The sequence below is a fragment of the Vibrio hippocampi genome (assembly GCF_921292975.1).
GTDB classification, from domain to species: Bacteria; Pseudomonadota; Gammaproteobacteria; order Enterobacterales; family Vibrionaceae; genus Vibrio; species Vibrio hippocampi.
This window is the reverse complement of the sequence record NZ_CAKLCM010000002.1, coordinates 2,090,765-2,104,160: the sequence shown is the minus strand read 5'-3', so window position 1 is coordinate 2,104,160 and position 13,396 is coordinate 2,090,765. Positions and strand designations below refer to the sequence as shown.

Annotated in this window: 11 protein-coding genes; 4 read left to right on the top strand and 7 right to left on the bottom strand. The window is 46.3% G+C overall.

Annotation, left to right across the window (positions count from 1 at the left end):
• The first annotated feature begins 2 nt into the window (after window positions 1–2).
• From mutT to carB, 4 genes are all read left to right on the top strand, one after another.
• Window positions 3–401 (top strand): 8-oxo-dGTP diphosphatase MutT, encoded by a 399-nt coding sequence (mutT, locus tag L9Q39_RS11805; RefSeq protein WP_237485236.1) that lies wholly within the window; start codon window positions 3–5, stop codon window positions 399–401.
• A 73-nt stretch (window positions 402–474) separates the two neighbouring features.
• Window positions 475–1,284 carry a 4-hydroxy-tetrahydrodipicolinate reductase gene (dapB, locus tag L9Q39_RS11800; RefSeq protein ID WP_237485235.1) on the top strand — a complete coding sequence of 270 codons (810 nt, stop codon included), beginning with the start codon at window positions 475–477 and terminating at the stop codon, window positions 1,282–1,284.
• Window positions 1,285–1,835: 551 nt separating this feature from the next.
• Window positions 1,836–2,975, top strand: a complete 1,140-nt coding sequence (gene carA, locus L9Q39_RS11795) for a glutamine-hydrolyzing carbamoyl-phosphate synthase small subunit (protein ID WP_237485234.1) — start codon at window positions 1,836–1,838, stop codon at window positions 2,973–2,975.
• Window positions 2,976–2,991: 16 nt separating this feature from the next.
• Window positions 2,992–6,216, top strand: coding sequence for a carbamoyl-phosphate synthase large subunit (gene carB / locus L9Q39_RS11790; protein WP_237485233.1), 3,225 nt, complete (start codon window positions 2,992–2,994; stop codon window positions 6,214–6,216).
• A gap of 69 nt (window positions 6,217–6,285) precedes the next feature.
• Here carB and L9Q39_RS11785 read toward each other — a convergent pair whose 3' ends face one another.
• The 7 genes from L9Q39_RS11785 to L9Q39_RS11755 form a co-directional block, all read right to left on the bottom strand.
• On the bottom strand, window positions 6,286–7,755 hold the full coding sequence (locus L9Q39_RS11785; RefSeq protein WP_237485232.1) for an ATP-binding cassette domain-containing protein: 1,470 nt from the start codon (window positions 7,753–7,755) through the stop codon (window positions 6,286–6,288).
• Between the two features lie 334 nt (window positions 7,756–8,089).
• On the bottom strand, window positions 8,090–8,707 hold the full coding sequence (locus L9Q39_RS11780; RefSeq protein ID WP_237485231.1) for a TRIC cation channel family protein: 618 nt from the start codon (window positions 8,705–8,707) through the stop codon (window positions 8,090–8,092).
• 134 nt (window positions 8,708–8,841) lie between these two features.
• Complete coding sequence (gene btuF / locus L9Q39_RS11775) at window positions 8,842–9,675, bottom strand: vitamin B12 ABC transporter substrate-binding protein BtuF (protein WP_237485230.1); 834 nt, start codon at window positions 9,673–9,675, stop codon at window positions 8,842–8,844.
• A gap of 1 nt (window position 9,676) precedes the next feature.
• The gene (locus tag L9Q39_RS11770; RefSeq protein ID WP_237485229.1) at window positions 9,677–10,630 is read right to left on the bottom strand and encodes a cobalamin biosynthesis family protein; all 954 of its coding nucleotides are present in this window, start codon (window positions 10,628–10,630) and stop codon (window positions 9,677–9,679) included.
• Window positions 10,631–10,657: 27 nt separating this feature from the next.
• Window positions 10,658–11,362 (bottom strand): 5'-methylthioadenosine/S-adenosylhomocysteine nucleosidase, encoded by a 705-nt coding sequence (gene mtnN / locus L9Q39_RS11765; RefSeq protein WP_237485228.1) that lies wholly within the window; start codon window positions 11,360–11,362, stop codon window positions 10,658–10,660.
• Between the two features lie 113 nt (window positions 11,363–11,475).
• On the bottom strand, window positions 11,476–11,934 hold the full coding sequence (locus L9Q39_RS11760) for a DUF1499 domain-containing protein (protein WP_435532818.1): 459 nt from the start codon (window positions 11,932–11,934) through the stop codon (window positions 11,476–11,478).
• Window positions 11,935–11,983: 49 nt separating this feature from the next.
• On the bottom strand, window positions 11,984–13,396 hold the full coding sequence (locus L9Q39_RS11755; RefSeq protein ID WP_237485227.1) for an FAD-dependent oxidoreductase: 1,413 nt from the start codon (window positions 13,394–13,396) through the stop codon (window positions 11,984–11,986).

The following is a 13,396-nucleotide window of genomic DNA, read 5'->3' as shown; positions in this document are numbered from 1 at the left end:
TTGTGAAACGAACACATATTGTTGCTGCCATTATCCTTAACTCGGCAAAGACGCACCTTTTTATCACTAAACGCCCAGACCATGTACACAAAGGTGGCTTTTGGGAGTTTCCCGGTGGGAAAGTAGAGAGTGATGAAACCTCACAGCAAGCTATGAAGCGTGAACTGTTTGAAGAGTTGGGTATAGAGGTGACTGAGTTGAGCCTTTTTGAACAATTTAGCTTTGATTACCCCGAAAAGAAACTTAAGTTCGACTTCTATGAAGTGACACAATTTAATGCTGAACCTTATGGAAAAGAGGGGCAAGAGAGTCAGTGGGTAGCGATTGAAACACTTGCTCAATTTACCTTCCCAGAAGCGAATCGTCCGATTGTAGAAAAAGTTCAGAAAAAGTATCGCTAAACTCTTCACACTACTGGCGACCCCGATACGTTTACGCTACATTGGTAGCAAAATCACAAAGGAGAATAACGCAATGGTACGAATTGCGATTGCAGGAGCCGCTGGCCGTATGGGCCGCAACCTCGTAAAAGCAACTTTTCACAATAAGCAATCCCAAGTAGGTGCGGCTTCAGAGCGACCAGAGTCGTCTTTAGTTGGTGTCGATGTGGGTGAGCTTTGTGGTGAAGGGCGATTTGATGTAGCCCTTGTTGAAGACCTCAATAAATCGATTGAAGCGTTTGACGTCATTATTGACTTCACTACACCAAAAACGACCCTTGCGAATATTGAACTTTGTAAGACATATGGCAAAAAGATTGTTATCGGTACAACGGGTTTCTCTGAAGAAGAGCGTGCCTTGATCGACAGTGCTGCCAAAGATGTCTCTATTGTTATGGCCCCAAACTACAGTGTTGGCGTTAACCTAGTCTTTAAATTACTAGAGAAAGCGGCGAAAGTGATGGGTGACTATACTGATATCGAAATCGTTGAAGCACATCACCGTCATAAAGTGGATGCACCATCAGGAACGGCGATTGGTATGGGTGAAGCCATTGCCAATGCGATGGGCAATGAACTGAGTGATGTCGCTGTTTATGCTCGTGAGGGCATTACCGGTGAAAGAAGTCGAGATGAAATCGGTTTTGCTACCATTCGAGCTGGGGACATCATTGGCGAGCATACTGCCATGTTTGCTGATATTGGTGAACGTGTTGAGATTACACACAAAGCGACGGATAGAATGACCTTTGCTAACGGTGCAGTGAGAGCCGCCGTATGGTTAGACAGTAAACCTGCCGGTTTCTACACCATGACTGAGGTTCTCGGTTTAGACAGTATTTAATGAAAAGCGCCTATCGGCGCTTTTTTTATGCCGTTAGCCTTTTTATTCCCATTAGCGCTGATGACATAACTATTCGTTTCCCATTTAGTTATAGGGTGGTGTACGTAATATCTCTGTTTTAGTGTGAGTTGCGCTGTTTGAGTAAAAAAACATCACTATCGTTGCTTTTTGTTGTGGTAAATGGAGTCTTAATGGCTGATTTGTTCATTTTGCTCCATTTATAGCAAAAAAGTGACTTTGGTAAGCGTTTGCGCAAAAGTTGAAATTCTTAACGTTGATTTGAGGATTGCTAAACGTAGTAATTAGGTATGCTAAGCCTTAACTGGTGAAAAAATGCACCTTAAATGTAGTTTTTTAGAGGTTTAATGCCAATTTTTGCTGAATCATAGAAAAAATTAATTTTATTTTTCTGCAATTATTGACAGTTGTGATCTGCGTCATTAGAATACCGCCAATTTGTCTGCACTATCTAAAACGCATAGTTAACGCGTCAAGGAAGGCAAATTTGCAATTTAATTTTAAATTTATGCATTTTTATTCTGGAGGTTGTCTTGAGTAAATCAGCACTGTTAGTCCTAGAAGATGGGACAGTGTTCCGCGGTGTTTCCATTGGAGCAGATGGTTTATCCGTTGGTGAAGTTGTTTTTAATACCTCGATGACGGGGTACCAAGAAATCCTCACTGATCCTTCCTATTCTCAACAGATCGTCACCCTTACTTATCCACACATTGGCAATACTGGTACTAACTCAGAAGATGAAGAATCTTCAGCTATCCACGCACAAGGCCTTGTGATTCGCGATCTTCCCCTTATCGCTTCAAATTTCCGTAATGAACAGTCTCTTTCAGATTATCTGAAGTCACAAAATATTGTGGGTATCGCTGATATCGATACGCGCAAATTGACTCGTTTGTTGCGTGAAAAAGGTGCCCAAAACGGCTGTATCGTTGCAGGTAACAACTTAGATGAAGCACTGGCGTTAGCGAAGGCGAAAGAGTTTCCTGGTCTGAAAGGCATGGATCTTGCGAAAGAAGTGACGACTCAAGAGAGTTATCAATGGAAGCAAGGTTCTTGGACGTTAACCGGTGGTCTACCTGAAGCAAAAGCCGATAGTGACTTGCCTTTCCATGTCGTTGCCTACGATTTTGGTGCTAAGCGTAACATCCTACGCATGCTTGTTGACCGTGGTTGTCGCCTAACGGTGGTACCGGCACAAACGCCTGCAGAAGAAGTGCTTGCACTTAATCCAGACGGTGTCTTCCTTTCTAACGGTCCTGGTGACCCAGCGCCTTGTACTTACGCGATTGAAGCGACAAAAGTATTCCTAGAAAAAGGTCTGCCTATCTTCGGTATTTGTTTAGGTCACCAGATCCTTGCGCTTGCTTCTGGCGCGCAGACAGTGAAAATGAAGTTTGGTCACCACGGTGCTAACCACCCGGTTAAAGATCTTGACCGCGATGTGGTCATGATTACTTCTCAGAACCACGGTTTCGCTGCTGACGAAGAGACGCTACCTGCAACCCTTCGTGCAACGCATAAGTCACTGTTTGACGGTACTCTGCAAGGTATCCACCGCACAGATAAGCCAGCGTTCAGCTTCCAAGGTCACCCTGAAGCGAGCCCAGGTCCACACGATGCAGCGCCATTGTTTGACCACTTCATTGAACTCATTAAAGAACATAAAGCGTAATTCGGAGTAGTTGAGAATGCCAAAACGTACTGACTTAAAAAGTATTCTAATTCTTGGTGCTGGCCCAATTGTTATCGGTCAGGCTTGTGAGTTTGACTACTCTGGCGCCCAAGCGTGTAAAGCGCTACGCGAAGAGGGTTACCGAGTTATTCTAGTTAACTCTAACCCAGCAACGATCATGACTGACCCTGATATGGCAGATGCGACTTATATCGAGCCAATTCAATGGGAAGTCGTGCGCAAGATCATCGAAAAAGAGCGTCCAGATGCGGTACTACCGACTATGGGTGGTCAGACTGCGCTTAACTGTGCGCTTGAACTAGAGCGTCAAGGCGTTCTTGAAGAGTTTGGCGTTGAGATGATTGGTGCAACGGCGGATGCGATTGATAAAGCAGAAGACCGTTCACGTTTTGATAAAGCGATGAAATCAATCGGCCTTGATTGTCCTCGTGCCGATACCGCGAAAACCATGGAAGAGGCTTATAAAGTCCTCGATATGGTTGGTTTCCCATGTATCATCCGTCCATCATTTACGATGGGTGGTACCGGTGGTGGTATCGCTTATAACAAAGAAGAATTCGAAGAGATCTGCCGTCGTGGTTTAGACCTTTCCCCAACTAACGAGCTGCTGATTGATGAGTCGCTAATCGGTTGGAAAGAGTACGAAATGGAAGTGGTTCGTGACAAAGCGGACAACTGTATCATCGTATGTGCGATTGAAAACTTCGACCCTATGGGTATCCACACTGGTGACTCAATCACAGTTGCACCGGCTCAGACTCTAACAGATAAAGAGTACCAACTAATGCGTAACGCTTCTTTAGCGGTACTGCGTGAGATTGGTGTTGAGACTGGTGGTTCTAACGTACAGTTTGGTATTAACCCGAAAGATGGCCGTATGGTTATCATCGAGATGAACCCACGTGTATCTCGCTCTTCAGCTCTAGCCTCTAAAGCAACGGGTTTCCCAATTGCGAAAATCGCGGCCAAACTGGCGGTAGGTTTCACTCTAGATGAGTTGATGAATGACATCACTGGTGGCGCGACGCCAGCATCGTTTGAGCCAACTATCGACTACGTTGTGACTAAGATCCCTCGCTTTAACTTCGAGAAGTTTGCCGGTGCTAACGACCGTCTAACCACGCAGATGAAGTCAGTGGGTGAGGTAATGGCGATTGGTCGTAACCAGCAAGAGTCACTACAAAAAGCACTCCGCGGTCTAGAAGTCGGTGTGAATGGCTTTGACGAGATGGTAGACCTAGATTCTCCAGATGCACTGTCTAAGATTCGTCACGAGCTTAAAGAAGCGGGTGCAGAGCGTATCTGGTATATCGCCGATGCATTCCGTGCTGGTCTATCAGTTGACGGTGTTTTCAACCTAACGCAAGTTGACCGCTGGTTCCTCGTTCAAATTGAAGAACTCGTGAAGCTGGAAGACCAAGTGAAAGCCGGTGGCTTTGCGGGTCTAACTGAAAGCGTTCTGCGTACTATGAAGCGCAAAGGTTTCTCTGACGCTCGTCTATCAACACTATTAGGTGTCGCTGAAAGCGAAATCCGTCGTCTGCGTGACCAGTACGATATTCACCCTGTTTACAAGCGTGTGGATACTTGTGCTGCTGAGTTCTCATCAGACACCGCTTACATGTACTCATCTTACGATGAAGAGTGTGAAGCACAGCCTACCGATAAAGACAAAATCATGGTTCTGGGCGGTGGTCCAAACCGTATCGGTCAAGGTATCGAATTCGATTACTGTTGTGTACATGCGTCACTAGCACTGCGTGAAGATGGTTACGAGACCATTATGGTTAACTGTAACCCAGAGACCGTATCAACGGACTACGACACATCGGATCGTCTGTACTTTGAACCCGTCACGTTAGAAGATGTTCTTGCTATCGTCCGTGTCGAAAAGCCAAAAGGTGTGATTGTTCAGTACGGTGGTCAAACGCCATTGAAACTGGCTCGTGCACTTGAAGCGGCGGGCGTGCCAATTATCGGTACAAGTCCAGATGCTATTGACCGTGCAGAAGACCGTGAGCGTTTCCAAGCTGCGGTTGAGCGTTTAGGGCTACTACAGCCAGAAAACGCAACAGTCACAACTATGGAGCAAGCGGTTGAGAAGTCTAAAGAAATTGGCTTCCCATTGGTTGTTCGCCCATCTTATGTTCTTGGTGGTCGTGCGATGGAAATCGTGTATGACGAGCAAGATCTGCGTCGTTACTTTAACGAAGCGGTAAGCGTATCGAATGAGTCTCCAGTACTACTAGACCGTTTCCTTGATGATGCAACTGAAGTAGACATCGACGCTATCTGTGACGGTGAGCGTGTGGTGATCGGCGGTATCATGGAACACATCGAACAAGCGGGTGTTCACTCAGGTGACTCGGCATGTTCTCTACCGGCTTACACGCTAAGCCAAGAGATTCAAGATGTGATGCGTGAACAGGTTGAGAAACTGGCATTTGAACTCGGTGTTCGTGGTCTTATGAATACTCAGTTTGCAGTGAAAGGCAACGATGTTTACTTAATCGAGGTCAACCCTCGTGCCGCTCGTACGGTACCGTTTGTGTCTAAAGCAACTGGTGCACCACTGGCTAAGATTGCCGCGCGTGTGATGGCTGGTCAATCTCTTGAGTCGCAAGGCTTCACCAAAGAGATTATTCCTCCTTATTACTCGGTGAAAGAAGTGGTTCTGCCATTCAACAAGTTCCCGGGTGTTGATCCACTATTAGGTCCAGAAATGCGCTCTACTGGTGAAGTGATGGGTGTCGGTGCCACTTTTGCTGAAGCTTATGCGAAAGCAGAACTCGGTTGTGGCAATATTTACCCTGAAGGTGGCCGTGCGCTACTGTCTGTTCGCGAAGGCGACAAACAGCGCGTTGTAGACCTAGCGTCTAAGCTAACTAAGCTTGGTTACCAATTGGATGCGACACACGGTACTGCGGTTATTCTTGGTGAAGCGGGCATTAACCCTCGTCTCGTTAACAAGGTGCACGAAGGTCGTCCACACATTCTTGACCGTATCAAGAACAATGAGTACACCTATATCGTCAACACCGCAGCGGGTCGTCAAGCGATTGAAGACTCAAAAGTTCTACGTCGCGGTGCGTTGGCTGAGAAAGTGAACTATACCACAACGCTAAATGCGGCATTTGCTACATGCATGTCTCATACTGCGGATGCAAAAGCGTCAGTGACATCCGTTCAAGAGCTTCACGCTCAGGTGAACAAGGCTTAATCAATAAAGCTGAATAGAGATAAAAACTAAGGGGCAGGTGACTGCCCCTAAGACAACCTCTTTGCCCACTTAAATAAGTGGGCTTTTTTGTGCCTGATGGATCACAAGGGAGTAGCATGCTTGCTGTGGACGATATTCAAAGTCAGCAAAATACTCGATGCTGGGAAGGGTATCTTCCTTGTGATGTGAGACGTAGAGTAATTGGCTGAGGTTTTCTTGCGCAATCATATCCAAGGTATTCATCACCAACTGTCGACCTAGGAAGTCTAGACCTTGGTAAGGCTCATCAACAATCAATAAACAAGGCTGCTTAATAATGGCTCGTGCGATAAGCAGCAGACGTTGTTGGCTGTACTCGAATGATTTGAAACCTTGTTGAGCGAGATGTTGTAGATGCAATATCGTCAGCCATTCATTCGCGGTTTGAATCTGGCGCTTGCTGGGGTTGTCATACAGACCAATCGAGTCATAGAAACCCGACAACAGCACTTCGAGTGCGCTACAGTTCACTTTATATTGAGCGTGTAGAGCGCTGGATACCATGCCGGTGTGTTTTTTGATATCCCAAACGGTTTCGCCACTGCCCCGCTGCATCCCATAGATCTGGATATCATTGCTGTAGCATTGTGGGTGATCACCAAAGATCAGTCCCAACAGAGTACTTTTGCCACAACCATTAGGTCCACGGATTTGCCAGTGTTCGCCACGTTTGATCTGCCAATTCACATTGGTAAAGATTGTCTGATCGACGTATTCAACCTTACCATCCGTGATCGAGACTAAGGGATCATTGAACTGATGTTGTTGCTTATGCTTACGAATAAGTGTTAACCAGTGTTGACTCTGTTCGGCAGATTGCGCTTTTAAGTGAGCAATGACGGGATGGTTTTGCCATTCAACAAAGCTCAGAACCTGATCTAATGTTCCACCATTGAATAAAGCGACCTGATCAATCCAACGAGGAATTTCATCTTGTCGTGAGGTTATGACGATCATCTGAATGTGGATCGAGAGAGAGTAGAGGTATTCAGATAATAGTTTTCGATGGTGGATATCTAATCCGGAAAAAGGATCGTGTAAAACCAGCAAGTCTGGTGCTTTCGATATGGCGATAGCGATCATCAGGCGGCGAGATTCACCAGTGGAAAGTTGCTTGATGCCACGCTCACGCAAAGGGATCAGGTTGAGATCTTGTAGTAACTGCTCAGCGACTCGCTCATTCTGCGCATGCTCGTAGACAAGTGTATGAACCGTTCGCCCATAATCAATGCGGTCGAGAAAGTCAGTGTCATCATTGGCATCTTCATGATCGAGTAAACGTTGTAAAGATTGTAGAGACACTTGCTCAATATGACGCTTACCTGCATCAATATTGCCCTGTTGAGGCATCAATTCACCACAAAGTAAGTCTGCGATTGAAGCGCCTACTTTGTTTTGTGTTTCAAAAATTGCCCAGTGTTGACCTTGCTTGAGTTGCCAATAAGGAATACTTAATTCTCTTGGGTCACTGAGTTTTATGTTGGAAAAAGTAATGTCCATTTATTTCGATTTCCTGCTCTATTAAAAGGGTTCCCTGCGGCGAGTTTGCTTGGTAGCTTATGTTTGATAGCGATCAAACAACATCTCGCTGAACCTCGTGTCGTTCGGTGACTTGGATATGAAAAATCAGTTATAAAAAAGTTAGGTATAAAACAACATACTAAACGGAGAGCAAGAATAATAGCGCTTGAACACGGGGATCTGACAAACTCTGACAAATTACCTGAGTAGATATGAATAAGCCTTCTTTCTCAGAAGGCTTATTCACGCAGTTTGGGGCTGTGATTAGCGGTTAATCCGCATCGGATGCTTAGTTATCTTTCCAAAGCATTAGTTATCTTTCCAAAGCAAAAGTAGGCAGAGATAGCTGCCAGCGAATCGCGCCCAGTCGAATCACCAAGGTGGCAATGATACTGCTCAAAAATGCTGACTCTTGAGAAGCGCCAAGTGACAGGGCACAGGTGTGGAATACGCCACCGATGATACAAGCCGTCGCATAGACTTCTCGGCGCAGAACCATAGGCACTTCACGCGCTAAAATATCGCGAATAATACCACCACCACAACCGGTGATAACGCCCATGATGACAGCGACAAGATAAGAGTCTTGGAATGTTAACGCTTTTTCTACCCCAATGCCGACGAACACCGCAAGACCGATGGCGTCGCAGACAGGCAGCACCCACCAAGGAAGTCGTCTGGGATGTCTCACCAACAGCATAGTTATAATACAAGTGATGATAATGACCCATAAATAAGTGGTATCGGTGATCCAGAAAACAGGCGTCGCGCCGAGAGTTAGATCTCTAATCGTACCGCCACCAATCGCCGTTACGGCACCCAGCACAGTGACACCAAAGGGGTCCATCCTTAAACGTCCAGCAAGCAACACACCTGAAATAGCAAAAATAGCCGTTCCGAATAAATCGACGAAATAGAGCATGGAATCCACGGTTTAAGACTCATAAAAAGAAATAATGAAGTAGGCGGATTTTACGCAACTTCTTTTATTTACGCAGCCTTTGTTTGCAAATTTTCTATGCGCATTTCTTTATGGGATGGCTGGTTACTTGAGGGGAAGCTCCGTTAATCTTTAGCGAGGTTAGATTCTCTGATGGTGTCAAAGTGTTGGCAGACTTCTTTGATAGCCAAAAGAGTACGAGGTGTTGGGCGATTTAGCCAGTCAGACGTAAGTGACCAGATATGATTTTTCGATACTGCTGGTAGTTCATTGGACCATTTCAGCCACCATTGATGATGCGCAATGGCATGTTCAGAGGTGAAGATAGCTTGAGGTTTGGCAACAATGATTTGTTCCATATTGACTTGAGGATAGGGAGCTTTGCTCTGCGCAAATATGTTTTTACCGCCACAAAACTCAAATACTTCATTAGGCCAGCTTTTACCGCCTAAGGTAATCATCGGCTTTTCGCTCAGTTGGTAAAAATAGGAAACCGGCTCTTTCGAGTGAGTGTTGGATTCGATTTCTGCCAGCTGCGTTCTGAAATCACGAGCTGCCTTCAGACCAATTTGAGGATCATCGGCGTAGTGACTCAGTCGCTCTAGATTCTCAGCGATCTTTTCTAACGATCCTGTTGAAGAGTAGAAAATTTCAAAGCCTAATTTTTCCAGCTTTTCTAGCTCTCTTTGGGCGTTGCCTACCGGCCATGCCAATATAAGATCTGGGTTTAGGGTAACAATTCGTTCTAAGTTGATGCCCTGATAATTAGCGACTCTTTCAAGTTCTAATGCGGCTTCTGGATAGTCACTGTAGTCACTGGCGGCAATCATGCTGTCACCTAAGCCAGCGGCGTAAGCTAACTCGGTGGTATGGGGTGCAAGGCTGATAACACGTTGTGCCGCAGCAAAAGCAGCCTGACTTGCCAGTAGACTCGTTATTAATAAGATGATGCTTCTCATTCTAAAATCCTTGATGAATGACAACCAAAATTAGGCTTTGTAGGGTAAGCCAAATATAAAGGCGGGTTGAGAGGTGCTTATGTACCTGAGCCAAGTGGTAAGTCGCAGGGGCAACTTTTCCGCCAATTCTTGCCCGTTGCAGTTTCTCTTCGCCATACATAGCAGGTCCGCCCAATGAAAGCTCAAACTTATTGCCGTAGCCGGTCAGTAGCCAAGCGGTCGCGTGGTTATGCCATGCTTTGCTCTGTATTAGCGATTGCTTGATCACAGACACTGAGCTTCCCAGCAGCGCTAACATTGAAAACAATTTTTGAGGGAGATAGTCCATAAGGATAAACAGGTGATGTGTCGCCGACGAGAAGTGTTGATAGCGGGGTTTGTATGGACTCCATAGGCGAGCGAGTTCGAGTAGCAAGCGATAAAATAGCGCACCAATGCCTCCCGCTAACGCATACCAAAATAGGACACCAATCACTTGTCGTGAAAAGCTCAGAATCATTGTCTCAGCCCCCGCTTTGCCTAAGCCAAGCAATGAAAGGCTGGTGGTTTCGCGGTTGCACTTCTGCTCTAGGAGTCGTCGGGTCTCGGTCTTATCTTCTTTGGACATAAATTGGATCAATTGACGTGAAAATAGCTCAGTGTTGCGCCAGTCCATTGCGAGAATCAGCAAGGCTAATTGATAAAGGTTTTGTTGCCACACTAAAGGCTCAAGAGCCAATAATACCGCTAGGGCGGGCAACATAAGCAAGGCTAGCGCCAAGGTGCCAGCCAAAGTTTGCTGTGAAGCACTGGCGTTCGCTTGATTAACTTTGTTCGAGACGAGCTCAGCGATTTGTCGCCACCAATGGATGGGATGCAGAGTGGTTGGAATAGGGAGTAGTAGGTTTGTAATCAGCGCACCCCATAAAATCAGCAGTGCGCCGCCACCATAAAAACTCTCAAATAAAGAGTTCATCAAAGTTCCTTGTGATACAGCGAAGGATTAAGCTGCGGTTTTAAGCAGTTCAACCATCTTAACTACCATCTCAGAAGAGCTTTTCGCTGCTAGTGGTAAGAATTCTTCAAAACTCATTGGTGACTCTTTATCGGCGACATCAGAAATGGCGCGAACCACAACAAAGGGGGTGTTGAATTGGTGACATGTTTGCGCGATGGCCGATGCTTCCATCTCAACAGCAATGACGCCCGGGAAGTGGTTGCGGATCGCTGCTTGGCGCTCTGGACGGCAAACAAATTCATCACCCGTGCAGATCAAACCACGAACCGCGTGGGTATCTTCCATTTGTGCTAACGCTTGTTCAGCAACTTGCATTAGGCGGTCGTCAGCGATAAATGCGGCAGGTTGTCCCGCCATCTGACCAATTTCGTAACCGAAAGCGGTCACATCGGCATCGTGGTGACGAACTTCAGTCGAGATAACCACGTCGCCAAGGTTGAGCGATGACTCAAAGCCACCCGCTGAACCGGTGTTAATCACCACATCTGGTTGGTAATCACTCAGTAATAGGCTGGTTCCGATAGCTGCAGCAACCTTACCAATGCCTGATTGCAGCAAGACAACCTCAGCACCATTGAGTGAGCCAGTAAAGAAGGTACAACCGCCTTTTTTGATCTCTTGTTGCTCAGTCAGCTGAGATTTAAGGATGGCGACTTCCTGTTCCATCGCACCAATAATACCGATTTTCATAGTGATTCTCTTGAATAATGGGAATTTGTTGGCGGCTAGTATATACCCAAGTTACCTCAAGATGCGAGGTAACTTGGGCATATCAGTAGTTGTGGCATTGGTGCAGTGCCAAACTAATGGTTGTCAGCAAAGATAAGATCCGCTTGCAGTAACTTGTCCCGCAAAGCATCTGCACGCTTACGATTGACATTAAAATCTGAATAACCGGTGCGAGACTCAGAGCGCACAAGCAACTGACCATCTTCGATTCTCATCTCCATATCGTCAACAAAGCGGAACACTTTTGAACGATATTCCACGCGCAGATAGTGGCTCTCTTTAGTCGCGACTGTTGCTCTTGGAAAACTAAGGGCGATGGACTCAATCTGATCGATGCTGACGTCCCCTTTTAATGGATAAGGGGCGAGATTAAAGTCTGCTCGGCTATCTTGAGTCGAGACACAATTTGGTTTGTCTCCACAGGGAGAGTGACTGCGGTCAGGCATGGTATCCACCTTGTTACTGCATGCTGTGATAAGTAGTGTTGTTGCCATAAGAGAGGCGATTTTTATTGTTGTATGATGCTTGTTCATAGTTAGCCTAAAAGCCCAGCGAAACTGGGCATATGTTAAGTCGATAGAGCTAAACCTCTAAAAAGTCTAGTATACCTTCAGCCGCCTTGCGTCCTTCATCGATAGCGGTGACGACTAAATCTGAGCCTCTCACCGCATCACCACCCGCAAAGATTTTTTCATTACTGGTTTGATAAGCAAAGGTTTGCTGCGTCGCCGCTTTGATTCTGCCCCAGTCGTCTAATTCTACCCCAAAAGGTTCTAGCCAAGACATAGTGTGGGGTTGGAAACCAAACGCCATGATAATGGCATCCGCTGGCAGTCTATGTTCACTGCCCTCAATAGGTTGAGGACGACGACGACCTGCGGCATCGGGTTCACCGAGCTCAGTTTTCACCACCTTGACGCCATTGACCTGCCCAGAACTATTTAATTCAATGCCGATCGGTTGCAGGTTGAACATAAACTCCACGCCCTCTTCTCGAGCATTTTTTACTTCTCGACGTGAACCCGGCATATTCGCCTCATCACGACGATAAGCACAGATAACATGTTCTGCGTTTTGACGAATAGAGGTGCGCACGCAGTCCATCGCGGTATCACCACCACCGAGTACCACCACTTTTTTATCTTTCATATCGATAAAGCTATTTGGGTCATCGAGCCCCATGACGCGGTAGGTGTTGGAGATAAGAAATGGCAGGGCGTCATACACACCCGGAGCCTCTTCGTTGTCTAATCCAGCTCGCATATTCTTATAGGTACCAACACCAAGGAACACCGCATCATAGTCTTGAATTAAGGTGGACATTTCGATGTCTTTTCCGACCTCAGTATTAAGCTGAAACTCCACGCCCATTTCAGTAAAGATCTGACGGCGATTGAGCATCACTTCTTTTTCTAGCTTGAAAGAGGGAATGCCGAAAGTCAGCAATCCGCCAATCTCAGGATAGCGGTCGAAAACCACCGCTTTGACACCGTTGCGAACTAAAATGTCAGCCGCCGCGAGACCAGCAGGACCTGCGCCGATAATCGCGACTTTTTTATCAGTCCACTGCACATGGGACATATCTGGCTTCCATCCCATTTTAAATGCTTTGTCCGTGATGTATTTTTCGATATTACCAATGGTGACCGCACCAAAGTCATCGTTTAGGGTACATGAACCTTCACACAAGCGATCTTGCGGGCACACTCGACCACACACCTCGGGTAAGCTGTTGGTTTGATGCGACAGTTCCGCCGCCTCAATGATCCGTCCCTCATTGGCGAGTTTTAACCATTGTGGGATGTAGTTATGGACCGGGCACTTCCATTCACAATATGGATTGCCACAATCTAAGCAGCGATCGGCTTGTGCTGTCGCCTGTTGTTTGGTGAACGGCTCATAGATCTCAACAAACTCGATCTTGCGGATCTTTAGCGGCTTTTTGGCTGGGTCGATGCGATTCACATCGATAAACTGGTAAACGTTCTGGCTCAT

Bases quoted from the DNA above. Each gene is read 5' to 3' on its own strand.
- L9Q39_RS11770 (WP_237485229.1), bottom strand. From the start codon at position 10,630: ATGAACTCTTTATTTGAGAGTTTTTATGGTGGCGGCGCACTGCTGATT.
- mtnN (WP_237485228.1), bottom strand. From the start codon at position 11,362: ATGAAAATCGGTATTATTGGTGCGATGGAACAGGAAGTCGCCATCCTT.
- L9Q39_RS11755 (WP_237485227.1), bottom strand. From the start codon at position 13,396: ATGAGCCAGAACGTTTACCAGTTTATCGATGTGAATCGCATCGACCCA.
- carB (WP_237485233.1), top strand. From the start codon at position 2,992: ATGCCAAAACGTACTGACTTAAAAAGTATTCTAATTCTTGGTGCTGGC.
- L9Q39_RS11785 (WP_237485232.1), bottom strand. From the start codon at position 7,755: ATGGACATTACTTTTTCCAACATAAAACTCAGTGACCCAAGAGAATTA.
- btuF (WP_237485230.1), bottom strand. From the start codon at position 9,675: ATGAGAAGCATCATCTTATTAATAACGAGTCTACTGGCAAGTCAGGCT.
- L9Q39_RS11760 (WP_435532818.1), bottom strand. From the start codon at position 11,934: ATGAACAAGCATCATACAACAATAAAAATCGCCTCTCTTATGGCAACA.
- dapB (WP_237485235.1), top strand. From the start codon at position 475: ATGGTACGAATTGCGATTGCAGGAGCCGCTGGCCGTATGGGCCGCAAC.